Source organism: Halorarius litoreus (assembly GCF_024362405.1).
Classification (GTDB): domain Archaea; phylum Halobacteriota; class Halobacteria; order Halobacteriales; family Haloarculaceae; genus Halorarius; species Halorarius litoreus.
This window is the reverse complement of sequence record NZ_CP101454.1, coordinates 2,002,516-2,027,934: the sequence shown is the minus strand read 5'-3', so window position 1 is coordinate 2,027,934 and position 25,419 is coordinate 2,002,516. Positions and strand designations below refer to the sequence as shown.

Here is a 25,419-nt window from a genome sequence, read left to right as displayed (position 1 = left end):
CAACGCATATACGTGAGTACTCGCTTATGTTCGGCTATGTCTCGGGAGGCGCTGGTCGGAAACATCACCGCGATGCTGCAGGACGCAGGGTTCGCCGTCAGCGACCGCTGTGCCGTCCGGCCCAAGAGTTTCGACCTCGCCGCCCGGCGCGGCGAGGACGTCCTCCTCGTGAAGGTGCTCGCGAACATCGACGCCTTCGACGCCGCGACCGGCGCCGAGATGCGTCGGCTCGGCACCTATCTCGGCGCGACCCCGCTCGTCCTCGGACTGCGGACCCGCGACGAGGACCTCAAGCCGGGGGTCGTCTACTTCCGCCACGGCGTCCCGGTGTTCGCGCCGGACACCGCCGTCGACCTGTTCGTCGAGGGCGTCCCGCCGCTCATCTACGCGGCGCCCGGCGGCCTGTACGTCAACATCGACGGTGACGTGCTCGCCGACGCCCGCAAGCAGCGTGAGTGGTCGCTCGGCAAGCTCGCACAGGAACTCGGTGTGTCTCGTCGAACGGTCTCGAAGTACGAGGACGGCATGAACGCGAGCGTCGAGGTTGCCGCTCAGCTCGAAGAGCTGTTCGGCCAGGGGCTCTCCTCGCCCGTCGAGGTGCTCGACGGCGCCGAGGACGTCCACGACGGCGAGCCAGAGCCCAAGGACCCCGAGCCGGACCCGACGGACCAACCCATCGTCACGGTGTTGACGCGCGTCGGCTACACGGTCCACCCGACCCAGCGCGCGCCGTTCAAGGCCGTCAGCGAGGACGCCAGCAACTCGATGCTCACCGGCCACTCCGAGTTCACCCGAACGGCAGAGAAGCGGGCGCGCATCATGTCCTCGGTAGGTGAAGTGACCCGGACGACGTCGGTGTACGTCGTCGACAAGGCCACCCGCGAGAGCGTCGACGGCACCGCGCTCATCGAGCGCGAGGAGCTGGAGAACGTCGAGGACGCCGACGACCTGCGCGACCTGATTCAGGACCGCGTCGACTACCAGGAGCCAGCGTAGTCAGCGCGCGAGATCCGCGACCCGGCGCTTGAGTCTGTCTCTGTTGACCGCGAGCTCTCCCACGCCCCAGCCGACGAGCACCAGCCCCGCGAGGATGGTGGTGACGAACGCCCAGCCGCCCATCCAGATGGGCTTGGCCCAGGGCGTGACGTGCGACCACGTCTTCGCAAGGTCGGGGAACCCGAGGCTCGCGAGCGCCGCACCCGGCCCGCCTTCGGCCTCGCTCGCGACCGGCGGGTCGTTCGCGCTGCCGGTCACGTCGTAGCTCCCCTCCTTGTCCATGTCGGCGATGGTCGGCCCCTTCGACGAGCCGCCCATCGAGACGCGCTCGGCGTCGTACGGGCCCCACGTCGCGTAGTACTCCCAGACGATCTCGCCCTCGGGTGTCACCTCGACGACCCGGTGGTTCAGCGAGTCGGTGATGAGCGTGTTACCGTTGGGGAGGCGGTCGGCGTCTCGCGGCCAGTTGAACTGCCCCTCTCCGATTTCCCACGTTAGGTGCCACGAACAGGCCGACTCGGGTGCCTCCATCGGGTCGCGCTCGCCGCACCGGCGCTCGTACTCGACGATGCGGTCGTTCTCCGAGTCGGCGACGAGGATGGTGGGGTTGCCCTCCTCGCTGACGAGCCAGTCGGGGTTGTGCTGCTCGTCGAGCACCGAGTGGTTGTCGTCGCTGCCGAGCCGCATCTCGATCTCCTTCGTGGTGCGGTTGATGACGATGGCCTGGTCGAAGTTTCGCGGTGACACCAGCAGGCGGTCCTCGCCGATGACGTCGACGTCGTTGACGTGCGTCCAGTCGCTGTTGAACCCCCCATCCGTGGCGTTCGGGTAGTGCTCGTGGAACGTCCACTCCCACGTTATCTGGTCGGTCGAGCGGTTGTAGACGAACACGCGGTCGCGGCTCACCTCGGCGTCCTCGTCCCACGCGCGCATGTTGGCGACCACGAGGTCGCCGTTCGGGAGTTTGTCGACGTCGTGGGTGTCGTGGATGTCGAACTCCTCGGTCCAAACGGGCTCGCGCGTCTCGGGGTCGAGTTCGTAGACGAGCGTTCCCTGCGGGTTGGTCGAGACGACGAGGAGGTTGCCGTTGTCGAGCGGGTCGACGTCGTAGAACCAGCGGGCGCCCACGGTCGAGCCGTCGAACTGCCAGTTCAGGTCGCCGTCGCCACTGATGGAGGCGAGGCGGGCGGGTTTCTTCTTCGCGCCCTGCCCCTGGAAGTGGAACCCCTGGATGCCGACGACGGTGCTGCCGTTGGCGGGCTCTTCGATGGTACCGGCTTTGAAGTCGGTCGGGTCGTACGTCACCGCCGACACCCCGGCGGGAACGAGGAGGGCGACGACGAGGAGGGCGGTCGCACCCCGGACGAGGGTGCGGCGAGACTGCTCCATACCTCCTCAGAGGAGTGCCGCGTGGTACGTTTTGTGGTTCTAGGTAGGAACGATATGTGATGCGAGGAGTGAAAACTAGGGAACAACACCTCGAAAGCCCCCGGCCTCTACGCTCCCGCGGCTCGCTGCGCTCCTCGGGCCACGCTCGCGTCCGCTCGCGTGGCCCCTGCGGTGCTTACATCGCCGGGGTTCGCGTAGAGGCCGACCCCTTTCAGTCCCACCCGCGACGACTGGCCGGCCGAGCGTTGTGGGCGGGACTGAAAGGGGCGGCGCGGTGGGCGACGGCGCGGACGAACAAGCACCGCAGGTGGCGAGCGAGCGACAGCGAGTGAGTCCCGAGGAGCGCAGTCGCCGTACCGAGCCCAGCACGTCGGGGCTTTCGAGGTGGTTACATCTGTTCTATCCCGGACGGAACCACGTCAGAAACAACATCCTAGCCGATTTCCCAACCGCTTTGCCCACCCGTGCCCAACCACACGTCGTGTCACAGGAACCGCCCGAGCGTCCCGGGACGGCCAACTTCGTGGGCGCGCTGCGCGTCCCCCGGAACGCGAAAGTGGGGTTCGCGCTGGGCATCGCCGTCGCGCTGTTCTTCGTCTACGGCGCGGTCACTGGGCCGCAGGGTCAGTACTCGCCGGTCGCGTACGTCGGCCTCGGGTTCGTCCTCGCGGTGGGAATCGGGCTGCTCGTCACGCTGCTGTTGACGGTCGCGAGCGCCTATCGGCTGTCGCGCGAACTCTGAGTCGAGCGCCGGGAACCGACGTCGCTTCAGAACACGTCGTCGAGCACGTCGCTGGAGCCAGCCATCTCTGCGACCCGCTCGGCGCCCGCGCGCGTGCCTTTCGCGATGATGATGTCGTCACCGTGGAGCGCCGTGTCCGGGCCGGGCGAGACGACCCAGTCGTTCGCGCCACCGGAGGCCGACCGCCCCTGACCGCGTCGGACCGCGATGACGCGCATGCCGGTCTCGGTCTTGACGGCGACGTCGCCGAGCGTCACGCCGTCGAGGGCCGACCCCGGCGCGACGGGTAAGCGGACGATGACCTCGTCCGACTCCAGCACGGCCTCCTGGATGACGGGGTGGGTGCCGAGCCCGCGGAGGACGCCCTCGGAGATTTCGAGCGCGGCGTCGGAGATGACCTCGGTGGCTGCCGCGAGATGCATCAGTCCGCGGAGCGAGACGGGGTCGTCGACCACGGCGGCCGCCCGGAGCGTCCACGCCTCGAACCGGCCCTGCAGCGCGTCGACCTCGGCTTCGAGTTCGAACACCTCCTCGGCGAGGCCGTCGGAGTCGAACAGCACTGCCCCATAGGCGAGGTCGACCGCGAGTTCGGAGATGTCCTTCATCAGGACGATGGAGTCCATCGCGCGCTCGAGGTCCGCAGTGCTCTCGGCGGGCGGTTCGGGCGGCTCGTAGCTCGCGCCCGTGAGGTCTTCGTACACTTCGGCGATACCCTCCTCCGGGCCCCGAAGGAGCGTCACGTCCCCGGCATGCAGAACGGTGTCGAACTCGGGATTGAGCAGCCAGTCGCCCTGCCGGCGAATCGCGATGACGCGAACGCCAGTCTCAGTTTCGAGGTGGAGGTCGCCGAGCGTCCGGCCCGCCATCGACGACTCCGAGTCGATGCCGGCGCGGACGAGCGTCTCCATCGACTCCGGGAGCGCCGCGCGCATCGCATCGGGGAGGCCGATGTCCTCCAACACGACCTTCGCGATGTCGCCCGCTGCATCGGAAATCTTCTCGGCGGCGCCGACGATCCCGAGGACGGGCGCGAGCGCCTCGGCGTCCTCGGGGTTGCGCGCGGCCATCAGCAGCCCCATCCGTGCGCGCAACTGGAGGACGTCCATCCGCTCTTCGAGTTCGAGCACCTCCTCGGCCACCTGGTCCGACCGGAGGAGGACCGCCGAGTACGAGAGGTCGATGAGCAACTCGGCGGTGTCTTTCATCTCCGCGAGCACCGCCTTGACGCTCACCGGCTCGTACCCGACCTCCCGTGACATACCCTCGCCTTCCGCGGCCGGGGCTAAAAACCTACGCGGCCAGAGCCACGCAGCCAGCGCCACCGGGGCGAGACGTGTGGGACGTCACCATGTGACGAACGTACAGTCGGGAACGTCGTTGAAAAAAGATGAGCAACCGATACAGCGCTCGAAACGCCCAATCAGAAGGTTTTGCGGCATTTGGCGACGATACGATAATGCTTTTCCCCGGACGGTCGGAATCTCACGATATGTCCGACGAACTCAAAAAGGGGCTCGAGGGCGTGTTGGTCGCCGAGTCGTCGCTCAGCTATATCGACGGGGATGCTGGTCGACTCATCTACCGGGGCTACGACATCGACGACCTCGCCGCACACGCGACCTTCGAGGAAGTCGTCTACCTCCTCTGGAACGGGGAGCTCCCCACAGAGGCCGAACTCGAAGCATTCAACGAGTCGCTCGTGGCCGACCGTCCGGTCGACGACGCTGTCCTCGAGACGGTGACGGCGCTGGCCGAGGCCGACGAGGAACCGATGGCGGCGCTCCGCACCCTCACCTCCTACCTCTCCGCTGAGGACGACGAGGCTGGTGAGGCCGAAGGGGGTGACCTCGACGCCGCCCGCCGGATGGGCCGCCGCGTCACGGCGAAGATCCCGACCGTGCTCGCGGCGTTCGACCGCGTCCGGCAGGGCGAGGAGCCACTCGAACCGCGCGACGACCTGAGCCACGCCGGCAACTTCCTCTACATGCTCACCGGGGAGGAGCCGGACGAGGTCGCTGAGGAGACGTTCGACATGGCGCTGACGCTCCACGCCGACCACGGGCTGAACGCCTCGACGTTCACCGCGATGGTCATCGGCTCGACGCTCGCGGACCTCTACTCCTCCGTCACGGGGGGGATCGGCGCGCTCTCCGGGCCGCTCCACGGTGGAGCGAACCAGGACGTGATGGAACTCCTGATGGAGATCGACGAGAGCGGCGAGGACCCCGTCGAGTACGTCAAGCGTGCCCGCGAGGAGCGCGAGAACTGGCGGGTCCCCGGGATGGGCCACCGCGTCTACAACGTGAAGGACCCCCGCGCGAAGATCCTGGAGAAGAAGTCCGAGGAGCTCGGCCAGACCTCCGGCGACGCGAAGTGGTACGACATGGCCGACGCCATCGAGCAGTTCTTCGCCGACCAGGGGCTCGTCGAGAAGGGTATCGCCCCGAACGTCGACTTCTACTCCGGGACGGTCTACTACCAGCTCGGGATTCCGGTCGACATGTTCACCCCCATCTTCGCGATGTCCCGTGTGGGTGGCTGGATCGGCCACACGCTCGAGTACCAGGAGGACAACCGGCTCATCCGCCCGCGTGCCCGGTACACGGGCGAGATGGACCTCGAGTTCCCGGAACTCGACCAGCGGTAACTCCCCCTACCCCGCGCTCCCTCGTTCTGCCATCAACTCCGCGGCGCGACTCGCCCAGTCGGACCGATCGAACCCCCACGCGACGACGAGTGCCATCCACACGTACGCCGCGACGACGCCGACGTACGCACCGACCGGCCCATAGCCCAGCGTCTCGCCCAGGAGCCACGACAGCCCGAGAAACAGGCCGAACATCCCGGTCGTCCGCGCGGCGAAGGGGATGCGCGTCTCGCTCGCCCCCTGTAATCCCCCCGACAGAGCCGAGAACGCGACGAGCGCCCCGCCGGCGAGGCCGTAGACCCGGGTGAACGCCGTCGCGTAGCGAATCGTCTCCGGGTCGTCGGTGAACAGCCGGACACCCCACGGCGCGACGACCACGAGCAGGAGGCCGATGGTCCCCACCGTGAGGACGCCGAGCGCGGCGACCGCACGCCCGTCGTAGCGGGCCTCGGCGGGCTCGCCCGCACCGAGCGACTGGCCGACGAGCACGGAAGCGGCGACGTTGTAGCCGCGCGAGAGCGGGCCAGTGACCTGCTGGTAGATGCGGCGTCCGATCTGGAAACCGGCGTTGACGGCTTCGCCGCTCGGGAACCCGAGCAGGAGGGCGTTGAACGGGAACTCCGCGAGCTCCGCCGCGAACCCCTCGGCCATTCGGGGGGCGCTGACCGTGAGGAGCTGCCGGACGATGACGAGCTTCCGGGGACGGGTGAACGACGCCGCAGTCTGTGGGGAGGCGATGGCTGCGACCAGGAGCGTTGCCGTGACGACGTTCGCGGTCGCGGTCGCGAGCCCGACGCCGACGATTTCGAGCCGGGGCGCGCCGAACAGTCCCAGCCCGAGGACGACGCTGCCCGTGATGTTCAGCGAGTTCGCGAGCACGTTGACGTACATCGGGGTTCGCGTGTCGCCGGTGCCCTGCAGCGAACGAGCGGCAACGAGTGCCACGAGGCGAAACGGCGCGGTGGCGAACACGATGGCGAGGTAGGTCGCGCCGAGCGCGACCACCTCGGAGCTCGCCCCGAACACCGCGATGAGCGGTTGGCCGAACAGGAGCCCGACGACGACGAACGGCAGCCCGAGCAGGAACCCGACGAGCAGCGCCTGCGTGACGGCCTCGTCGCGGTTCTGGACGCTCGCCGCGCCGGTGTCCTGCGAGGAGAGCGCGATGGCGCCGCCACCGAGGCCGAGCCCGATACGCAGGGGAAACCGGCCATAGAGGTCCGCGAGGCCGATGGCAACCACGGCGGCAGGTGAAAACAGCGCCGTGACGAGCACGTCGGTCGTCCGCATCGCGGTGCGAAACGTCTGTTCGGCCATGACCGGCCACGCGAGCGCGAAGACGCGCGTCCACACGGTGCGGAGCCGGCCGAGGTCCATACGCGTGGGTCGGGCGAGCCGTCGTTGAGTCTGTCGGAGCCGGAACTTTGGTCCCCGCGCACGAGGGGCAGATATGGACGTGTTCGTCTACGGCACGCTGCTCGACCCGCACCAGGCGCTCGCCGTCGTTCCGGACGCGACGTTCGGCGCGGACGCCACGCTCGACGGCCTCCACGCGGTCGAGGGCGACTACCCGACGCTCGCACCGTGCGGCGAAGTCGAGGGACAGCTGCTCTCGACCGAGCAGATGGACGCACTCGACCGGTACGAGGGCGTGGACGACGGACTGTACGTCCGGGTGACGGTGCCGACCGACGCTGGGGGCTCGGCCGAGGTGTACGTCGGGGACCCCGAGCGTCTGCACAGCGAGGAGTCGGTCGCGTGGCCGGGCGACGGCTCGCTCACGGAACGCGTGACGAGGTACATCGACAGCGCAGACGTGGTGCTTCGGGTCGAACGGTGAGCGACGAGCTGGTCGTCCGTCGCTACCGACCCGAGGACGCGTCGGCCGTGAAGCGACTCCACGCGGCGGCGATGCGTGATGCCGGCACGTTCACCGAGGGTGTCGACGACGCCGACCTCGATGCCGTCGAGGAGATGTATCTCTCGGACGGCGAGTTTCTCGTGGGAGCCGTCGACAGCGACCTCGTCGCCATGGGTGCGTACCGACCGCTCGACGGTGGTACCGAGCCGCTGTTCGAGGACCTCCCCGACGCGACCGCCGAACTCAAGCGGATGCGTGTCGCCCCCGACCATCAGCGGCGAGGGTTCGGCAAGCGGGTCTACGACGAACTCGAAGACCGAGCTCGCGAGGCAGGGTTCCGCACGCTCGTGCTCGACACGACGCCCGCCCAGACCGCAGCCCAGCGGTTCTACGAGGCGAACGGGTTCGTCCACGAACGCGACGCCGACGTGACGTTCGCCGGAGAGCGCCTGACCCTGCGGCTCTACCGGAAACGGCTAGATTGACAGGCGGCCCTGGGCGCGACGCTCGGATGGGTGGGCCGCGCAACGTCCGAGTTCCACCCGAGACGGCGACTACGTCACGCGAGGTGTGGCCGCGTTTCCGTACTTGAACCTATGGCGTGGGTTCGAGAGGCGAGCAGTGGCAGTGTGGACGCCGAGGTCTAAAACGAGACGTTGCTCTCCATGCCGTCGAGCGCGTCGTCCAGTCCATCGCGTTTCGCGTCGCCGGTCAGGTTCCCGGAGAGGTCGGACTCGGTGAACACCTCGTCGAACGCCGACCGATACCGATTCGAGACGCGCCGGGCGGCATCCTGTGTCTCGACGACGCGAGCGTAGCGGCGGACCGTCGACGCCGAGACATCCAGTTCGGCGGCCAGCTCGTCGGTCGACTGCTCGGCTGCGAGCCCCTCGCGGAGTCGGCCGAGGTCGAAGGGGGCGTCGGTGTCGCGGTCGCGGAAGAGATGGAGGTCCATGCGGGCGCGGAACACCGTCGTCCGGGCGACGTCCAGCGCCTCGGCGATGGCCGCGTCGCTCTCGCCCTCGTAGAAGCCGCGGACGACACGGACGAGCGCCGCGTCGTCGAGCCCCGTGTCGAACCCCACGGCCTCGCGCATGTCGGCGACCACCTCTCGAAGCCGGCTCTCGACATCGCGAGTCTCGCCGGTCAGCGAGCCTCGCGCCGCCTCCTGCCGCTCGGTCACGGTCGCCTCGTCCGTGACGTCCATGAAGATGTCACGGAGTTCGCGGGTCTTCTCGTCCATCGTGACTCTCTAATCACACACGTTCCGTATTTATAACTGCCGGGCACACCTACGTCAACCGATACTGCAAAGTCGGTTTACGAGTACGGTGGAGTATGCGACACAGCACGTGTCCGGAGGCAGGACGATGAGCACGGAGACCGGCAACGTCGACCTCGTCGGCGACGAGGTGGCCGGGAACCTCGCGCGAACCGCCGTCTTCGCGGCACTAATGGGTGCGTTCGCGTTCGTCTCGTTCCCGTTCCCGCTGTCGCCCGCGCCGGTGACGCTGCAGGTGCTCGGCGTGTTCCTCGCGGGCATCATGCTCGGCCCGCTGTGGGGTGGGGCGGCGATGCTGCTGTACCTGCTCGCGGGCATCCTCGGCGCGCCGGTGTTCGCCGGCGGGTCGGCGGGGCTCGGCACGCTGTTCGGCGCGACCGGGGGCTACCTCGTCTCGTACCCCATCGCAGCCTTCGCCATCGGTGCCGTCGTCCACGGCGGCCTCGAACTCGGCTCGTACCGCGAGGCCGGGCTCCCCCGACTCCTCGGGGGGATGGTCGTCGGGACCGTCGTCATCTACGCGCTCGGCGTCGCCGGGCTCTACTACGTGCTGGGTGGCTCGCCCGACTGGACGCTCACCCGTGCAATCGTCTCCGGCGCGCTCGTGTTCCTCCCGGCGGAGGCGGTGAAGATGGCCGCCGCGCTCGGTATCGTCCGCTCGGACGCCATCACGGCTGAATGATCGAGACGCGAGCCCTCGTCCACCACCGGGGCGACACGGTCGCCGTAGACGGGGTCTCGCTCACCATCGCGGACGACGAGTACGTGGTCCTCGCCGGGCCGAACGGCGCCGGCAAGACCACGCTCGTCCGCCACTTCAACGGCCTGCTGGACCCCGACGAGGGCGAAGTGCTCGTGGACGGGACGCCCGTACAGGAGGACCTCGTGGCCGCCCGGAGCGCCGTGGGCATGGTGTTTCAGGACCCCCGTGACGGCTTCGTCGCCGCCACGATTCGAGGCGACGTGGCGTTCGGCCCGGAGAACCTCGGGCTCGCTCGCGAGGAGATCGACGCCCGCGTCGACGCGGCGCTCGACGCGGTGAACCTCGCTGGTCGTGGCGACGAACGCATCGACCAGCTCTCGGGGGGCGAGCAGGCACGGGTCGCCATCGCCGGCGCGCTCGCGATGGAGCCGGGCCACCTGGTCCTCGACGAGCCGTTCGCGGGGCTCGACTGGCCCGCCCGTCAGTCGGTGATGGCGCGGCTGACCGCGCTCTCGGAGTCGGGAACGGGCATCGTCGTCGTCACCCACGACCTCCGGGACCACCTCTCGGTCGCGGACCGGGTCGTGGTCATGAACGAGGGGCAGGTGGCGCTCGATGCACCCCCCGAAACCGCCGCCGAGCGGCTCGACGAGTTCGGCGTCCGCCCGTGTTGAGCTACACCCCGGGCGAGACACTCGCCCACCGGCTCGACCCGCGCACCAAACTGTTCGTGCAGGCAGCGTTCGTCGCGGCGGCGTTCGCGCACACCACCCCCGAGGGGCTGGCGGCGCTCACCGCGGTGGTCGCCGCGCTGCTGTGGAGCGCGGGGCTCCGCCCGTGGACCGTGGCGTACGGCTACCGCTACGCGCTGCCGATTCTCGTCGCCGCACCGCTCGTCGCGGGGATGACGCTCGGCCCGCCGTGGCTCCGGTTCGCGCCCATCGTCGACACGGCTCTCGCGTCCTATCGCGTCCTCTTAGTGCTCGTCGTGAGCGCGTTCTACGTCCACACCACGAGCGCGCGGGAGTCGCGCGCGGCGGTCCAGCGTACGGTCCCGGGGAACCCGGGGCAGTTCCTCGGACTCGGCGTGGGCTTCGTGTTCCGCTTCCTCCCCGTGCTCCGTGACGACCTCCGGCGCGTGCGTCGCGCGTCGGCCGCGCGCCTCGGCGACGAGCGCCCGCTCCACGACCGGATGCAGCGCGTGGCGATTTCGGGCCTGAACCGGGCGTTCTCGCGGGCGGACACCTTCTCGCTCGCGCTCCAGGCGCGGTGTCTCGCGTGGAACCCGACGCTCCCCGAGTTGCGATTCACGCGGGTCGACAGCGCCGGTCTCGTCCTCGGCGTCGCGCTGGTAGTCGTGGCCCTAATTTAAACGACCCGGCAAAACACGGATTTTCGGGCGAATACCGCCACAGGGCGCAAGGTTTGCGTACGCGGGTGAGAAGATTTAAGCGCGTGTCGTCCCGTCACGTGCGTATGCCTGTGACGCCGCCCCTACAAGCGGGCGAAACCATCACGCGTGAGACGTTCTGGCAGATCACGCCGACCGGCGAGGTCGCGTTCTACTACCTCGCTGCCGTGACCATCATCGTCTTCGGCTACGGCGTGTACAGCCGATTCGCACGCTACACCGAGGGCGACGAGGACTGGTTCGACCGCCTCGACGACCTCCCGAGTCGGGTGATGGAGGCCGCAAAGATCGTCGCATCGAACGAGAAACAGTTCAACCGCGACCTCGTCGGTGGGGTGATGCACGCGTTCATCATGTGGGGCTTCTTCACGCTCCTCATCGGGACGACCATCATCGCCATCGACATCGACCTGTTCCGGAACGCGACGATGCTGTTGACCGGCGACCGCCAGTCGTTCTTCGTCGGCGACTTCTACCTGTCGTACTCGCTGGTGATGGACGCGCTCGGCTTCCTGTTCGTCATCGGGCTGGGCATCGCCATCTGGCGGCGCTACGTCACCCGCAACGACCGCCTCCACGGCAAGCACACGAACTGGGAGGACGCGTTCCTCGTCTGGGCGCTGTTCTTCCTGGGTGTGGGTGGCTACCTCGTCGAGGGGCTGCGCATCCTCGGGACCGGCTTCCCCGCGTTCGAGAGCGTCTCGTTCGTCGGCTGGTTCGTCGCCGACGTCCTCATGGTCGCGGGCGTCTCCGAGTCCGCGGCGACGGCCGTCTACCCGCTGGCGTGGTGGAGCCACGCGCTGCTCGCGTTCGTCTTCATCGCCGCCATCCCCTTCGCGAAGCCGTTCCACATGATTTCGAGCTTCGCGAACATCGTCACCCGCGACGAGAAAGCCGGCAAGCGCCTCCCCGGTGTGCCGGCCGCGCTCGATGCGGATACGGGAGCCGAGACCATCGACTCCTTCTCGTGGAAGGAGATGCTCGACCAGGACGCCTGCACCAAGTGTGGCCGTTGTTCGTCGGTCTGCCCGGCGAACGCCTCCGGTCGAAACCTCGACCCGCGTGACGTCATCCTCGACCTGAAGAGCTACCGCGAGTCCGTCGACGCCGGCGGCGAGAAAAGGGAGATCATCGCCGACGGTGGCGACTCCGTCATCGCCGCGGAGACGATGGAGTCCTGTATGGCGTGTATGGCCTGCATGGACGCCTGCCCGGTCGAGATCGAGCACCTGAAGAGCTTCACGCGGATGAACCGCCAGCTCACCGACCAGGGCGATCTGCAACCGAGCGTACAGGAGGTGTTCCAGAACCTGATGCAGAAGGGCAACACCTTCGGCGACCCGCAGCGCAAGCGTGCGAACTGGGCCGACGAGCTCGACTTCGACATCACGGACGCCCGCGAGGAGGAAGTCGACTATCTCTGGTACGTCGGCGACTACCCGAGCTACGACGACCGGAACAAGAAGGTCGCCCGCTCGCTCGCGAAGATCTTCCAGCACGCCGACGTCAGCTTCGGCATCCTCTTCGACGACGAGAAGTACGACGGTAACGACATCCGCCGCGTCGGCGAGGAGTTCCTCTACGTCGAACTCGCGGGCCACCACGTCGAGTCGTTCAACGACTGCGAGTTCGACAAGATCGTGTGTACGGACCCGCACTCGTACAACACGTTCAAGAACGAGTATCCGGAGGTCGACTTCGAGGAGTTCGCCGACGACCCGATGATGCCGTTCGAAATCGAGGAGGCGTGGAACCAGGATGGAGAGATCGACGTGCTCCACTGGACGCAGGCCGTCGAGGAACTCGTCACGCAGAACAAACTCGGCCTCTCGGGGACGGAGCTCGACTACACCGTCACCTACCACGACCCCTGCCATCTGGGCCGGTACAACGACGAGTACGAGGCGCCGCGTGAACTCGTGCGCGCGACGGGCTGTGACCTCCACGAGATGCCGCGCAACCGCGCCAACTCGTTCTGCTGTGGTGGCGGTGGCGGTGGCCTCTGGATGGAACTCGACGAAGAGTCCAAGCCCTCGGAGGAACGGCTGCGCGAGGCGCTCGAAGACACCGAAGCCGGCCACGCGGTCGAGAAGTTCGTCGTCGCCTGTCCGATGTGCATGACGATGTACGAGGACGGCCGCAAGACCGGCGGTTTCGAGGACGACATCGAGATCGTCGACATCGCCGAACTCATCGTCGAAGCCCTCGAATCGAACGGCGGCATCACGGCCGACGCGAGCGCCGACACCGGCGCCGCGCCCGCCGACGACTGAGCGCCTCGGTTCGCTCGTTTTCTGCTCGGTTCGCGTTCTCCCAGTCGAGAGCGCCACGAGTACCGGCAACACCACCCGATAGAACGGGAACAGCGGCGGAGTCATCGGGTAGGTTTATACTACATATGTGTGTATCGCGGTACCGTGTCACTCGGTACATCACCTCGCGGCTGGCCGTTCTCTCGGGCGCTCCGGTCGAACCTCCGTGGCCTTCGACAGGCCGAGCGGAACGGGGGGTGTGCCGTCGCCTGCGACCACGACCGGGCGGACGGCGACCGACTCCCGTGGAACACCGGGCAGCTGTACGGTGGCTGGGGCGGGCACGCCCACCACGGGACCGAACCGGGAGCAGAGCGGACGCCCGTCGTGTTCGTCCACGGGAACCAGCGCGACGCCTGCGACTGGGCGGGCCACGCCGAGTTCTTCCTCCAGCGCGGCTACCGCGGCGACGAACTGTGGGCGGTCAACTTCCGCGACGGCAGCCCGAGCCACCGGGAGATGGCGGCGACGCTCGACGACTTCGTCTGCCGCGTCCTCGATCACACGGACGCCGAGCAGGTGTCGGTCGTCGGGCACAGCCTCGGCGTGACTGGCCTCCGGTGGTGGCTCGCGGAGTACGACCGCTACGACCGCGTCGAGACGTTCGTCGGGCTCGCAGGCGCGAATCACGGGACGGAGCTGTGTCGGTGGGCCGACCGCGCCGGCCTCCGCGGGGGGACGTACAAGATGACGAACTTCCTGCGGGCCGATTACGACAGGGACGACGACCACCCACTCGCCCGCCTGAACCGCGAGGAGACGCCGGGTGAGGTCGACTACTACACGATTCGCGGGACGGAGGACCCGCTGTTCTGGGGCTGTCCCGACAGTCCAGCACTCGACGGGGCGACGAACGTCGCGCTCACGACCGACCACGACGGCGTCCGGACCGCAGTACGCGCGAAGGAGCTGGTGTTCGAGTGGCTGTCGGGCGACCACCCGCACGACCTCCGCATCCAGGTGGGGCGCCCGCAGTCGCACGACCCCGACGGCTCGGCAGCCGGCGACTGACCGACGCCCGCGGCTTTATTGTCCTCTCCCGAACAGGAGTGGGTAGATGGAGGGCGTTCTCTGGTACGTGCTGGCGAGTTCCCGGGGCGGGCCCACACGGGTCCGCATCCTCCGGGCGCTCGACGAGCGGCCACGGAACGCCAACCAGCTCGCAGAGGCACTGGGGTACGACTACACGACCATCCGGCACCACCTCGACGTGCTGCTGGAGAACAACGTCGTCCGGCGAGCGGGCGACGACTACGGCGCCGTCTACCTGTTCACCGACCAGGTGAAGACGAACTGGGCGACGGTCGAGGAGATACTCGCAACCGTGGACCCGGAGGAAGCGGAGGAGGAAGAGGAGCAATGAGTTCGGACGAATTTTGGAAACGACCTATACGGGCGAACTGCCAAGGGAGGGAACGATGAGTGTGTGGCTCGACGCGGCGCGCGCCGCCGCGGCCGTGAACGTGCTGCTGCTGGTGGGGCTGGGGAGTGTCTGGCTCCGCGGCTACCGCCAGCACGGCGCCCAGCACACGCTCGGCCTGCTCGTCTTCGCCGCGTTCCTGTTCGTCGAGAACGTCCTGTGGCTCTACTTCTATCTCGTCCACCCGGCGTTCATCGGCTGGTTCACCGAGACGGCCGTCGAGGTGCAGGTCGGGATGACGCTGCTGTGTGGGCTCGAACTCGTCGCGCTCGCGTTCCTCTCGTACATCACGTGGCGGTAGTCGAGGGCGGACGAGATAGGACGAATTTTGGAGAGACTCCGGAAAACGCTCAAGCCACTAGTCGTCCCTCCGACCAGCATGGATCCTTCACGACGGACGTTCCTCGGGGCGGTGGCGGTGAGCGTCGGCCTCGCGGGCTGTACGGGCGGGCCGGGCGTCCAGCCCACCGACTCCCCGACGGCCGAGCCGACCCCGGAACCGACCGCCACGCCGGAACCGACGCCCGAGTCGACCGAGACACCGACGCCGATGGCGGCGGCGACGGTGCAGGTGGCTACACATCCTGAGTACGGCGACATTCTCGTCGACGACGCCGGGCTGTCGCTGTACCTGTTCACCCGCGACACGCAGGGCGAGGGGTCGAGCGTCTGCAGCGGCGAGTGTGCCGACGCGTGGCCGCCACTGACGGTGACCGAGTCCCCGACGGCGGGCGACGGCGTCACCGCCGAGCTCTCGACGTTCGAGCGCGATTCAGGCGAACTGCAGGTGGCGGCGGCCGGCTGGCCGCTCTACTACTTCGCCTCCGACGAGGAGCCGGGCGACACGAACGGCCAGGGCGTCGGCGACGTCTGGTGGCTCGTCACTCCCGATGGAACCGCAATCGAGCCGTCGGGCACGTCCACCCCTACGCCCACCGCGAGCTACTACTGAGGCCGAACGTTCAAATACGAACCCGCGGCAGACGCCCCGATGCACGCGTTCAGCGACCTCGCCACCGCGGCGTACTGCCCGCGAAAGCTCTACTATCGGCTTCGAGACGGCGACCACACGGTCCCCGAGACGGTTCAAGAACGGCGGGCGCTCGCGTTCCGCTACCCCGAGCTCGCCGCATCAAACACCGACCTCACGGCCGAACCCATCGCCGTCACGCCCACGCAGTACCGGACGAACCTCGCGTGTGCCCGCGAGCGCCTCCGCGCGTGGGACGACCTGTGCGAGCCCTCCCGGACGAACGTCCTCTTGGAGGGGAGAGAGGCACGGGGCATCGCGCACAAGGTGCTCGACGACCCGCTCTCGGTGTCCATCGTCTCCGCCGGCGAACCGCCCGACGAGGGTGCGTGGCGGCCACAGACCGCCCGGGCGGTCGCCGCGGCGAAGGCGCTCTCGTGGGAGGAAGCAGTCGAAGTGGGCCACGCCTACGTCGAGTACCCGGCGTACGGCGTCGTCCGTAAACTCCCGCTGTCCACGAGACGAAAGGCCATCTACCGCGAGGCCGTCACCCGCGCCGAGGCCATCGACGGGCCGCCTGCGCGGCTGTCGGACGATGCCCGCTGTGACCCCTGTGAGTACCGCGAGCAGTGTGGCGTGACGACCCGCTCACTCCGGTCGCTCCTCTAGCCACGACTCGATGGCGTCGGCGAGCGGCCCGCGGCGGTGAATCTCCCCCGCAGAGACGTCCACGACCGTCGACCCGCCGCCGGGCGTCTCTCCGCCGTCGACGACGACCGCTGCAGCCTCCCGAATCTCGGGGTCGAGGTCCGCGAGTCGGCGGGTGCTCGCTCGCCCCGACACGTTCGCGCTCGTCGCGGTGACCGGTGCGACCCGTTCCAGCAGCGCGAGCGCGACGTCGTGGTCCGGGACGCGGACCCCGACGCGGTCACCGCCGGCGGTGAGTACGTCAGGTACGTCGGGCCCACGCTCGACGACCACCGTCACGGGACCGGGGAGGAACTCGCGCATGAAGGCCCGTTCGCGCTCGGTGGGGCGCGTGACCTCGCCCGCGGCTTCGACCGAGGGAACCGCGAGCGAGACAGGCTTCGAGCGGTCGCGCCGCTTGGCGTCGAACACTCGCGTCACGGCGTCGGCGTCGAGCGCGGCCGCGCCGAGCCCGTACACCGTCTCGGTCGGGTAGACCACGAGGTCGCCGTCACGAATCGCGGCGGCCGCCTCGTCGAGCGCGTCGGCCAGTGTGTCCTCGCCGCTCGACATGCCTCAGAGGTTCGCGACGGCGTCCTCGACGTCCGAGTACGGCGGGAACGCCGGCCACGTGTCGGCGACCCACGCCCACTGGACGGTCCGCTCCTGGTCGATGACGAACACCGCGGGCTTCGGTTCGGCGATGCCGGCCATCCCGTCGAGGTCGTGGACGATGCCGTACGCCTCTGCGACCTCGTTCGAGGGGTCCGAGAACAGCTGGAACTGCTCGAAGTCGCGCCACTCGCGGAGGAACTCCTTGTGTTCGTACGGCGTGGAGATGGAGAGCCCGACGACGTGTGCGTCCCAGTCGTCGACCCAGCCCGCGTCGCGGATCTCCTGCCAGATGTACGTCGCCGGGAAGTCGCCGTCCATCGGGTGGAACACGAGGACGACCGGCGCGTCGTCGGTGAGCTCGGAGAGCGAGACGTCCTCCCAGAACTCGTCGTTCACGAGCGGCCGGGTGAAGTCGGGTGCCTCGTCGCCGGCCTCTACGTGGTCGCCCGCCTCGAACTCGACGACGTCGAACCCGAGATTCATTCGCTCACGACCTCCTGTTCCCGCTGCCCGTACGTCGACTCGACGTAGTCGACGATGTTCGCACTCTCGGACATCGTGACGCCCGTACGCTCGTCGATCAGCGCGGGGACCGTCCGGGCGCCGGTGAGTCGTTTCACGGCGTCGCGTCGGGAGTGACGCGCCTCCACGAATCGGGAGCGGTACGGCACGTCGTTGTCCTGCAGGACGCGGACGACGCGCTCGCAGAACGGACAGCCCTGCAGTCGGTACAGGGTGATCTCCGGGTCGTCTGTCATGCCGCCGGCTACGGCCGTTCGGTTCCTAAGGGTGTCGCCCGCGGAAGCCCACGGTACACGACCGCTTCGCGGACCGCAGCGTTGCGGGTCGCGGCCGTCACAGCGTGGAGAGACTATGACAAGTCTTAATCCGTCTCCGGGGCTACAAAAGGCAGTCTGAAAATGGGCTTGGTATCGTCGTCTGTCACGACCCTCCAGGTGAACCTGTTCGGCGTGTTCATCAGTCAAGGGGTCATCGTCACACTCGGCACGATCGCGATCGTGCTGCTCATCATGCTGTCGGCGTTCTTCTCCTCGTCCGAGATCGCCATGTTCTCGCTGGCGAGCCACCGGGTCGAGTCACTGTCCGAGAGCGGAAAGAGAGGGGCGAAGACGCTCAAGGAGCTCCGTGACGACCCCCACCGGCTCCTGGTGACCATCCTCGTCGGTAACAACATCGCCAACATCGCCATGTCGTCCATCGCGACGGGGCTGTTCGCCATCTTCCTCTCACAGGGGCAGGCCGTGGTCGCCGCGACGTTCGGCATCACCGCGCTCGTCCTGCTGTTCGGGGAGTCGGCCCCGAAGAGCTACGCCGTCGAGAACACCGAGGCGTGGGCGCTGCGCGTCTCCCGACCGCTGAAGCTCGCGGAGTACATCCTCCTGCCGCTCATCGTCCTGTTCGACTACCTGACGCGCGTCGTGAACAAGGTGACCGGCGGGCGCTCCGCCATCGAGACCTCCTACGTCACCCGCGACGAGATCCGTGACATCATCGAGACCGGGGAACGCGAGGGCGTCATCGAGGAGGACGAACGCGAGATGTTCCAGCGGATTTTCCGCTTCAACAACACCATCGCGAAGGAGGTGATGACGCCGCGGCTCGACATGGACGCCATTCCTCGTGACGCCTCTATCGAGGAGGCCATCGAGACCTGCATCCAGTCGGGCCACGCCCGACTGCCTGTCTACGAGGGGAGCCTCGACAACATCACGGGCGTCGTCCACATCCGCGACCTCGTCCGGGACTTGAACTACGGCGAGAGCGAGGACCTCGAGCTCGCGGACCTCATCCAGCCGACGCTCCACGTCCCCGAGTCGAAGAACGTCGACGAACTGCTGGCCGAGATGCGCTCGAACCGGATGCACCTCGTCATCGTCATCGACGAGTTCGGGACGACCGAGGGGCTCGTCACGATGGAGGACCTCACCGAGGAGATCGTTGGCGAGATCCTGGAGGGTGAGGAAGAGGAACCCATCGAGTTCGTCGACGAGGACACCGCCATCGTCCGCGGCGAGGTGAACATCGAGGACGTGAACGAACAGCTCGAGATCGACCTCCCCGAGGGCGAGGAGTTCGAGACCATCGCCGGCTTCATCTTCAACCGTGCCGGCCGGCTCGTCGAGGAGGGTGAGCTCATCACCTTCGACGGCGTCGAGATCCGCGTCGAGGACGTGGAGAACACGCGCATCATGAAGGCCCGGGTCACCCGCGTCGCGCCCCCGGAGGGCGAGACCGTCGAGGAGCCCGAGGCCTAGAGCAGGCCGTCGACCGCGAGGAACAGCCCGTACGAGACGGCGAACGCCAGCACGAGCGAGCCGATCCACGCCAGCACGGTGTAGCCCATCTTCGTCACCGAGACGCCCGAGCCGCCGGCCGCGTAGCCGGAGCCGATGATGGCCGAGACGATGATCTCGTTGAACGAGACGGGTACGCCCACGAACACGGCCGTCTGCGCGATGGCGAACGAGGGGATGAGCGCCGCGATTGAGCGTCGCGGCCCCAGACTCGAGTAGTCCTGGGCGAGCGCCTTTATCATCCGCGGCGCCCCAGTCCACGAGCCCACGAGCAGCCCGAGCCCACCGACGAACAGCAGGGCGGGGAGTGGCACCGACACCGTGTCGGGACCGAGCAGCGGCAGGAGGGGGCCGAGCGCGAGGCCGACCTGCGAGCCGCCCGCGGAGAACGCGACCAGCCCGCCGAGCGCCAGCAGGAAGTGGCGCTGGCCGGCCTCGGGGTCGTTCGTGATGTCCCAGCGGAGCATCGCCATCACCCAGAGCGCGAACACGAGGGTGAGCGCGAGCTTGAGCGCGACCAGGAACCGGGGCGTGACGACAGTCGTCCCCTCCAGTATCACCCGTGCGGCGGCGGCGGCCAGCCCGAGCGCCTCACCGGGCTCGCCGAGGAGGACGAACTCGATGTTCGCGAGGACGACGCCGACGAGCCCCGCGAGCACGGGCACCGCCACGGCCTCGGAGACGCGCTCGTCGCGCAGGAGTTTCGCGGTGGCGTAGGCGATGCCGCCGCCGACGAACGGGACGAGTACCCAGAGCAACCCGATCTCCTGGTACTTCGGAATCGCGGGGCCGCGGCCGAGCGCGAGCCCCGCACCCACGACTGCCCCGGTGACGGTGAACGCGGTGGCGATGGGGTAGCCGGCGAACACGCCGATGGCGACGAGCACCGCCGCGGTGAGCAGGCCGACGATGGCTGCCGTCGGGGTGAGCGGCGCGCCGATCAGGAGCTCCGTCCCGACCGCCTCCGTCACGTTCGCCCCCTGGAGGAACGCGCCCAGCAGGCCGAGAATGCCGACGACGAAGCCGGCACGCATGACGCTGATGGCGTTCGCCCCGACGGCGGGAGCGAACGGGGTCGACCCCGAGGAGCCAGCCCCGATGGCCCACGCCATGAACAGCGAGGCGACACCTGCGATGAGCAGCGTGACTAGCGTCCCGGTGGCGACCATTGGCAGTCGTTCGTCGTGGCGCCGTTTATATCCGGTGAGTGGCGCGTCGGCGCGGTCCCGAACTTTAAATCCGGAACCGCGCTACGTCCCCCTATGACTGCTGCCGGCCCCGTCCCCGAGATGGCCGACCGCGCGGCCGCCTGCGCCGACCGCTTGCGCGAGGCCGACCGCGTGCTCGTCGCCTCCCACATCGACGCCGACGGCCTCACGAGCGCCGCCGTCGCCGGTGCCGCACTCGAACGCGCGGGCATCCCGTACGAACAGGTGTTCGAGAAACAGCTAGACAGCGAGGCCATCGCCGGCATCGCCGCCCGCGAGTACGACACCGTCCTGTTCACTGACTTCGGCTCGGGCCAGCTCGACGACATCGCCGACCACGAGCAGGCAGGTGACTTCACCCCCATCGTCGCCGACCACCACCAGCCCGCCGAAGACGCCGACACCGAGTTCCACCTCAACCCCCTGCTGTTCGGCATCAACGGCGCGAAGGAGCTGTCGGGTGCGGGCGCGGCGTACGTCCTCGCTCGCGCGCTCGGCGGCGAGGCGAACACGGACCTCGCCGCCACCGCCGTCGTGGGGGCGGTCGGAGACATGCAGGATTCGAGCGGCGAACTCCACGGCGCGAACGCGGCGCTCGTCGAGGAGGGCGTCGAAGCGGGCGTCCTCCAGGAGGCGAAAGACCTCGCCGTCTACGGGAAACAGACCCGTCCACTCCCCAAATTACTCGAATACGCGACCGACGTGTTCGTGCCGGGCATCTCGAACTCCCAGTCGGGCGCGATCTCCTTCCTCGACGACCTCGGCATCGACGTGCGCGATGGAGACGGCGAGTGGAAGCGGTGGGTCGACCTCTCGGACGAGGAGCGCCAGACCGTCGCGAGCGGACTGGTTCGCCACGCCGTCAAGCGCGGCGTCCCCGCCAGAAAGATCGACCGGCTCGTCGGGACGACCTACACTCTCCTCGCCGAACCCGAAGGGACCGAACTCCGGGACGCCTCGGAGTTCTCCACCCTCCTCAACGCGACGGCCCGCTACGAGCGGGCCGACGTGGGGCTCGCCGTGTGTCTCGGCGACCGCGAGGCGGGACTCGAAACCGCACGTCGCCTGCTCCGGGAACACCGACGGAACCTCTCGGAGGGGCTGCAGTGGGTGAAGCGCAACGGCGTCACGCAGGAGGAGCACCTCCAGTGGTTCGACGCGGGCGACGAGATCAAGGAGACAATCGTCGGCATCATCGCCGGGATGTCGATGGGGGCGTCGGGCGTCGACCGCGGAAAACCCATCGTCGCGTTCGCGAAGGAGAGCGACGAAGAGACCAAGGTCTCCTCGCGCGGGACGGGGAGTCTCGTCAGCCAGGGGCTCGACCTCTCGGCCGTGATGGGCGAGGCGAGTGCGGCCGTCGGCGGGGGCGGGGGCGGCCACGACGTGGCGGCGGGGGCGACGATTCCGGCTGGCACGGAGGCGGAGTTCGTCGAGCACGCGAACCGCATCGTGGGCGAGCAGTTGGGCTGATGTGGCCGGGACGCACCTCGCCGCGGTGGGTCGCTGCGAGCGTCGTGGTGAGCCTGCTGTTCCTCGGTGCCTGGTCGCTGCTCACGGGGGCACCGGTCGTCGGACCGGCACACGACCTCGGGGGTGTCGCAGTCGACAATGCCGGCTTCGAGGCACACGAGGTGGCGGTGCAGGTGTTCCGCGACCCCGTCGGCGGGGAGCCGACGCGCGTGACCGCCGAGACGCTGACCGTCCCTGCGGGCGACTATCCGACGCCGACGGGCGACGGCGGCGTCGCGACGGGGATGGGGCGGGCGGGGCGAGCGCGACTCGCCTCCGGGTGGGAGAACCCGGGGGACTTCGACGTGCGCGTTCGGCTCGTCGGTCGGGAGACGTGGGCGACCATCGACCTGGGCGCCGCCGACCGGGCGAACGACGACGCGTGGTGGGTCGACCTGCTGGACCGCCACGACGGCTTCGAGGAGATCGAGTGTTTCGGGGTTCGGGCCGTCGTCGACACGACCGAACCGGCCGGCGTCGCGGTCAGCACCACGAGCTGTGGCGTGGTCTGACCGCGCCGAAGTAGGCTTGGTCCTCGGCGTCCTACGGGGGGGTATGGACCCACGGGTGTTCGAGTGCGTCGAGTGTGCAGCGACGTTCCCCGAATCCGAGCGGGGGGACGCCACCATCGAACAGTTCCGGCGCCACGTCGAACGGAAGCACGCCGACCGGCTGGAGATCCTCGACGGCGACTACCTCTACTTCCTCGACCAGCACTCGGAGAGCCGACTCGACCCCGAGGAGGCGACCCTGCTCGACCACGACGGCCCCATCGACGCCGGCAGCGACTGGTGACGCGGCCAGTGACCCGACCGGAGTGAAACTGAACACACGAGGAGCGACCGGGCCGCATTCGGCCGGATTTCAGCGGAAACGAGGGGGTATCTCGCAACCGCAGGTCGCCCCAGGCGGTCGAGTAACACGGCGTTATCACCGGCCGGCTGCGAGTAAGCGACTCCAAGCCCGGCCGAACGCTCGGCAGGGTTTAAGCTCGCCGCTGTGGCTCCGTACAGCACGATGTACGAGCGAATTCTCATCGCCATCGACGACAGTCCCGGGGCCGAGCGGGCCATCGAACACGCACTCGACGTGGCCGACGACGAGGCCGCCGAGGTGTACGCGCTCCACGTCGTCGACACCCGAAGCTTCGGGGAGCCGGCGCTCTCGACGGCGGAGCTCGTCGTCGACGAAGCGGAAGACGAAGGGCACCGACTGCTCGAGACGTTCGCGGACCGTGCAGCCTCGTCCGGTGTGCCGGTGACGACGCGCTGTGTCCACGGGGTCCCGCACGAGGAGATACTGACGTACGCCGCCGAGATCGACGCCGACCTCATCGTACTCGGCTACGAGTCGAAGAACCGCCAGCGGTACATCGGGTCGACCACGCGCGCCATCGTCGACACCAGCGACCGCGCCGTCCACACCCCCTGACGCGTCACCCGCGCTCGGGGAGCAGCGAGACGACGTACCGCCCGTCGTCGGTGAGGCCGAGTTCGCCCGTCGTCTCGTCGTAGCGCACCAGTCCGGCCGCCCGGAGCGCCGGCAGGTCCGTGTGATAGAGTTCGAGATAGAGCTGCTGGAACGCCACCGAGTCGGCAGTCATCGGCTCACCGCGCTCCGTGAGCAGTGCTCGCGTGGCTGCCGTGAGCGTGTGGCGCTCGTCGGCCAACACGCGGAGCAACCGGCGCCGACGACCGGGCGAGACCGCACAGAGCAGGCCCTCCATCGCGCCGTCCGATGCCTCGAACAGACGCCGGATGAGGGACCGCTGTTCCGGGTGGCCCATGGGCGCAGTTACGGATCCTACCGTATAACCTCGTACGACCTTTCAGGCGAGTAAGCGCGAGTTACTCCCGAATTCGGACGGTTACAGCAGTACCGTCGACCGAACTGGTGGTGGCCCAACACGTCACTGAGCTGGTCACAAATCCGATTGAACGATGTTGGTGCCGGACGGTAGCTGCCTGCTGTCAGCGGCGTAGGCGCTCAATTGTTTTACCAGTAAGATGGCTATGCTCGTCGTGATGGAATCGCGACTATCAGAGAGCGATAGGGCCCGCATCGCCGCGTTTGCACGAACACCAGTCCACCGGCGCAGTCCGGACATGCTGGTCCCGCAAGACGCAGAGGAAGACGCGGAGTAGCTCGACTCGCCGCAGAGTAGTAGGGGACGCAACGGGGGATAGAAGACGAAGAATCAGGGAGTAGGACCACTACTTCGACGACATCGGGATTTTTTCAGGAGAGCGGTCGAAGCACAGGAGACAGCTCGGGGCTACGGTATCGGCGGCGCGACCGGGTCCGTGGAGCGATGATACGCACTGATCGGCGGCACGATACGTAGGGGACGACGGCAGTCACCGCGTGCGCACGCGCAATGGGCCATCTACGGTGAGGCTCGATGGCGTCGGCGCGTCGCGTGGTCGGGTCCGTGCCGTGTCTCCGTCTCGTGATCGGTGCGCGCGGTCAGATGAGGTTCTCGGCCTCGATGCGCGACCAGATCTGCTCGCCGCGCTCGGTCAGTCCGTAGACGCGGCCCTTCTTGCGGTCCTCCGAGACGAGCAGCTCGGCGAGCCCGTTGCTACGGAGCCCGCGGAGCGCCCGCGAGACGTGGCTGATGGTGAACTCCGTGTCGTCGGCGATCTTCGACGGCGTCGCGGGGCCCGCAGCCAGTTGCTTGAGCACGGCGACGCGGTACTTCGAACTGATGACGAAGCTGATATCGTCCCACTGGTCGGTCATGGGTCCAGCGGGTCACCGCCTCTCCGGCGGTGCGCCGCGCGCGGTTGTGTGCGACCTCATACGCCTTGTTGAGTGTTCACTGCCGCGTAAAGCCGTTTCGTCGCTTCATACGGTCGTTTTCTCACCGTTCGCTGCCTACTTCAATGTAGGGTCAGCTTATCTATGACAGGAACGGCTGTACGGGGGTAGGTTCGGTACTGACAGCCGTAGTGACAATATAACAAACCCACACGGCTCGGACTGGCGACTATGCCAGAACCAGTCCCGTCACCAGCACCCACGTCACAGCGCCGGTGCCAGAACTGCAACAGCTTCGTGTCGAGACAGTTCAGCCGCGTGTTCGGCGACAACGACGACGTCGTCCACTACTGCCCGGAGTGCAACACGTTCTCGAACCTGTTCGACGGGCACGGCTCCGGCCCCCGGTCCTGAGTTTTCGCGGTCGTTCCACATCCTCGCGGAGATCCACACGGCCCGCAGCCCCCGCGCCGTCGCTGTCCACACCCAACTACCATGGACAGCAGGGTCGACACGCGCCTCGAGCAGCGGCGGACGCAAACAGCGAACGGCCCGTGTGGCGAGCGGGAACCACTCGTCCGAACGGCTC

30 protein-coding genes are annotated in these 25,419 nt (G+C 68.1%); 20 read left to right on the top strand and 10 right to left on the bottom strand.

What is annotated here, in order from left to right:
- Positions 1 to 36: 36 nt before the first annotated feature.
- Positions 37 to 996 carry a transcriptional regulator gene (locus tag NL126_RS10390; protein WP_255194804.1) on the top strand — a complete coding sequence of 320 codons (960 nt, stop codon included), beginning with the start codon at positions 37 to 39 and terminating at the stop codon, positions 994 to 996.
- Here NL126_RS10390 and NL126_RS10385 read toward each other — a convergent pair whose 3' ends face one another.
- Entirely contained in the window at positions 997 to 2,385 is a 1,389-nt protein-coding gene (locus tag NL126_RS10385) for an aryl-sulfate sulfotransferase (RefSeq protein WP_255194803.1), read from the bottom strand.
- Positions 2,386 to 2,866: 481 nt separating this feature from the next.
- On the opposite strand from NL126_RS10385, the gene NL126_RS10380 reads away from it, so the two are divergent.
- Complete coding sequence (locus NL126_RS10380; RefSeq protein ID WP_255194802.1) at positions 2,867 to 3,127, top strand: DUF7536 family protein; 261 nt, start codon at positions 2,867 to 2,869, stop codon at positions 3,125 to 3,127.
- A gap of 26 nt (positions 3,128 to 3,153) precedes the next feature.
- Here the strand turns inward: NL126_RS10380 and NL126_RS10375 are convergent, their stop codons facing one another.
- On the bottom strand, positions 3,154 to 4,386 hold the full coding sequence (locus NL126_RS10375; protein WP_255194801.1) for a potassium channel family protein: 1,233 nt from the start codon (positions 4,384 to 4,386) through the stop codon (positions 3,154 to 3,156).
- Between the two features lie 230 nt (positions 4,387 to 4,616).
- Between NL126_RS10375 and citZ the strand changes: the two genes are divergently transcribed.
- Positions 4,617 to 5,774, top strand: coding sequence for a citrate synthase (gene citZ / locus NL126_RS10370; RefSeq protein ID WP_255194800.1), 1,158 nt, complete (start codon positions 4,617 to 4,619; stop codon positions 5,772 to 5,774).
- A gap of 6 nt (positions 5,775 to 5,780) precedes the next feature.
- Here citZ and NL126_RS10365 read toward each other — a convergent pair whose 3' ends face one another.
- A complete protein-coding gene (locus NL126_RS10365) occupies positions 5,781 to 7,151 on the bottom strand; it encodes an MATE family efflux transporter (protein ID WP_255194799.1) in 1,371 nt (456 codons plus the stop codon).
- A gap of 73 nt (positions 7,152 to 7,224) precedes the next feature.
- Here NL126_RS10365 and NL126_RS10360 point away from each other — a divergent pair, with 73 nt between their 5' ends.
- Both NL126_RS10360 and NL126_RS10355 read left to right on the top strand, forming a co-directional pair.
- Complete coding sequence (locus NL126_RS10360) at positions 7,225 to 7,614, top strand: gamma-glutamylcyclotransferase family protein (protein WP_255194798.1); 390 nt, start codon at positions 7,225 to 7,227, stop codon at positions 7,612 to 7,614.
- On the top strand, positions 7,611 to 8,120 hold the full coding sequence (locus NL126_RS10355) for a GNAT family N-acetyltransferase (protein ID WP_255194797.1): 510 nt from the start codon (positions 7,611 to 7,613) through the stop codon (positions 8,118 to 8,120). Before NL126_RS10360 ends, NL126_RS10355 begins: the two co-directional genes overlap by 4 nt.
- 158 nt (positions 8,121 to 8,278) lie before the next feature.
- On the opposite strand, the gene NL126_RS10350 is transcribed toward NL126_RS10355, so the two are convergent.
- Positions 8,279 to 8,878: a conditioned medium-induced protein 4 gene (locus NL126_RS10350; RefSeq protein ID WP_255194796.1), complete on the bottom strand. Its 600-nt coding sequence runs from the start codon at positions 8,876 to 8,878 to the stop codon at positions 8,279 to 8,281.
- Between the two features lie 127 nt (positions 8,879 to 9,005).
- Between NL126_RS10350 and NL126_RS10345 the strand changes: the two genes are divergently transcribed.
- The 9 genes from NL126_RS10345 (at position 9,006) to NL126_RS10305 (ending at position 16,402) form a co-directional block, all read left to right on the top strand.
- The gene (locus tag NL126_RS10345) at positions 9,006 to 9,599 is read left to right on the top strand and encodes a biotin transporter BioY (RefSeq protein ID WP_255194795.1); all 594 of its coding nucleotides are present in this window, start codon (positions 9,006 to 9,008) and stop codon (positions 9,597 to 9,599) included.
- Entirely contained in the window at positions 9,596 to 10,294 is a 699-nt protein-coding gene (locus NL126_RS10340) for an energy-coupling factor ABC transporter ATP-binding protein (protein ID WP_255194794.1), read from the top strand. The genes NL126_RS10345 and NL126_RS10340 overlap by 4 nt, the downstream gene beginning before the upstream one ends.
- Positions 10,288 to 10,992, top strand: a complete 705-nt coding sequence (locus tag NL126_RS10335; protein WP_255194793.1) for an energy-coupling factor transporter transmembrane component T family protein — start codon at positions 10,288 to 10,290, stop codon at positions 10,990 to 10,992. Before NL126_RS10340 ends, NL126_RS10335 begins: the two co-directional genes overlap by 7 nt.
- Positions 10,993 to 11,096: 104 nt before the next feature.
- Complete coding sequence (locus tag NL126_RS10330; protein ID WP_255194792.1) at positions 11,097 to 13,304, top strand: heterodisulfide reductase-related iron-sulfur binding cluster; 2,208 nt, start codon at positions 11,097 to 11,099, stop codon at positions 13,302 to 13,304.
- A 144-nt stretch (positions 13,305 to 13,448) separates the two neighbouring features.
- Positions 13,449 to 14,354, top strand: coding sequence for an esterase/lipase family protein (locus NL126_RS10325; RefSeq protein ID WP_255194791.1), 906 nt, complete (start codon positions 13,449 to 13,451; stop codon positions 14,352 to 14,354).
- 46 nt (positions 14,355 to 14,400) lie between these two features.
- Positions 14,401 to 14,706 (top strand): winged helix-turn-helix domain-containing protein, encoded by a 306-nt coding sequence (locus NL126_RS10320; RefSeq protein ID WP_255194790.1) that lies wholly within the window; start codon positions 14,401 to 14,403, stop codon positions 14,704 to 14,706.
- A 55-nt stretch (positions 14,707 to 14,761) separates the two neighbouring features.
- Positions 14,762 to 15,064: a DUF8036 family membrane protein gene (locus NL126_RS10315; RefSeq protein ID WP_255194789.1), complete on the top strand. Its 303-nt coding sequence runs from the start codon at positions 14,762 to 14,764 to the stop codon at positions 15,062 to 15,064.
- 78 nt (positions 15,065 to 15,142) lie between these two features.
- Entirely contained in the window at positions 15,143 to 15,715 is a 573-nt protein-coding gene (locus NL126_RS10310; RefSeq protein ID WP_255194788.1) for a COG4315 family predicted lipoprotein, read from the top strand.
- Positions 15,716 to 15,754: 39 nt separating this feature from the next.
- Positions 15,755 to 16,402, top strand: a complete 648-nt coding sequence (locus NL126_RS10305) for a hypothetical protein (RefSeq protein WP_255194787.1) — start codon at positions 15,755 to 15,757, stop codon at positions 16,400 to 16,402.
- Here NL126_RS10305 and NL126_RS10300 read toward each other — a convergent pair.
- Genes NL126_RS10300 through NL126_RS10290 form a run of 3 tightly spaced genes read right to left on the bottom strand, consistent with a single transcriptional unit; the run spans position 16,382 to position 17,793 of the window.
- Positions 16,382 to 16,993 (bottom strand): L-threonylcarbamoyladenylate synthase, encoded by a 612-nt coding sequence (locus NL126_RS10300; protein WP_255194786.1) that lies wholly within the window; start codon positions 16,991 to 16,993, stop codon positions 16,382 to 16,384. The two genes, NL126_RS10305 and NL126_RS10300, sit on opposite strands and share 21 nt — an antisense overlap.
- Before the next feature lie 3 nt (positions 16,994 to 16,996).
- Positions 16,997 to 17,518, bottom strand: a complete 522-nt coding sequence (locus tag NL126_RS10295; protein ID WP_255194785.1) for a redoxin domain-containing protein — start codon at positions 17,516 to 17,518, stop codon at positions 16,997 to 16,999.
- Entirely contained in the window at positions 17,515 to 17,793 is a 279-nt protein-coding gene (locus NL126_RS10290; RefSeq protein ID WP_255194784.1) for a glutaredoxin family protein, read from the bottom strand. The genes NL126_RS10295 and NL126_RS10290 overlap by 4 nt, the downstream gene beginning before the upstream one ends.
- A gap of 162 nt (positions 17,794 to 17,955) precedes the next feature.
- Here NL126_RS10290 and NL126_RS10285 point away from each other — a divergent pair, with 162 nt between their 5' ends.
- Positions 17,956 to 19,311 carry a hemolysin family protein gene (locus NL126_RS10285; RefSeq protein WP_255194783.1) on the top strand — a complete coding sequence of 452 codons (1,356 nt, stop codon included), beginning with the start codon at positions 17,956 to 17,958 and terminating at the stop codon, positions 19,309 to 19,311.
- On the opposite strand, the gene NL126_RS10280 is transcribed toward NL126_RS10285, so the two are convergent.
- Entirely contained in the window at positions 19,308 to 20,519 is a 1,212-nt protein-coding gene (locus tag NL126_RS10280) for an inorganic phosphate transporter (protein ID WP_255194782.1), read from the bottom strand. The two genes, NL126_RS10285 and NL126_RS10280, sit on opposite strands and share 4 nt — an antisense overlap.
- A 93-nt stretch (positions 20,520 to 20,612) precedes the next feature.
- Here NL126_RS10280 and recJ point away from each other — a divergent pair, with 93 nt between their 5' ends.
- The 4 genes from recJ (at position 20,613) to NL126_RS10260 (ending at position 23,501) form a co-directional block, all read left to right on the top strand.
- A complete protein-coding gene (gene recJ, locus NL126_RS10275; RefSeq protein ID WP_255194781.1) occupies positions 20,613 to 22,031 on the top strand; it encodes a RecJ family nuclease in 1,419 nt (472 codons plus the stop codon).
- Entirely contained in the window at positions 22,031 to 22,582 is a 552-nt protein-coding gene (locus NL126_RS10270) for a hypothetical protein (RefSeq protein ID WP_255194780.1), read from the top strand. Before recJ ends, NL126_RS10270 begins: the two co-directional genes overlap by 1 nt.
- A gap of 43 nt (positions 22,583 to 22,625) precedes the next feature.
- The gene (locus NL126_RS10265; protein WP_255194779.1) at positions 22,626 to 22,865 is read left to right on the top strand and encodes a hypothetical protein; all 240 of its coding nucleotides are present in this window, start codon (positions 22,626 to 22,628) and stop codon (positions 22,863 to 22,865) included.
- A gap of 222 nt (positions 22,866 to 23,087) precedes the next feature.
- A complete protein-coding gene (locus NL126_RS10260) occupies positions 23,088 to 23,501 on the top strand; it encodes a universal stress protein (RefSeq protein WP_255194778.1) in 414 nt (137 codons plus the stop codon).
- Between the two features lie 4 nt (positions 23,502 to 23,505).
- On the opposite strand, the gene NL126_RS10255 is transcribed toward NL126_RS10260, so the two are convergent.
- Positions 23,506 to 23,856 (bottom strand): DUF7344 domain-containing protein, encoded by a 351-nt coding sequence (locus tag NL126_RS10255; protein WP_255194777.1) that lies wholly within the window; start codon positions 23,854 to 23,856, stop codon positions 23,506 to 23,508.
- 680 nt (positions 23,857 to 24,536) lie between these two features.
- Positions 24,537 to 24,812 carry a winged helix-turn-helix domain-containing protein gene (locus NL126_RS10250; RefSeq protein ID WP_255194776.1) on the bottom strand — a complete coding sequence of 92 codons (276 nt, stop codon included), beginning with the start codon at positions 24,810 to 24,812 and terminating at the stop codon, positions 24,537 to 24,539.
- Positions 24,813 to 25,061: 249 nt separating this feature from the next.
- Between NL126_RS10250 and NL126_RS22055 the strand changes: the two genes are divergently transcribed.
- On the top strand, positions 25,062 to 25,244 hold the full coding sequence (locus tag NL126_RS22055; RefSeq protein WP_350355448.1) for a DUF7563 family protein: 183 nt from the start codon (positions 25,062 to 25,064) through the stop codon (positions 25,242 to 25,244).
- Positions 25,245 to 25,419 lie beyond the last annotated feature (175 nt).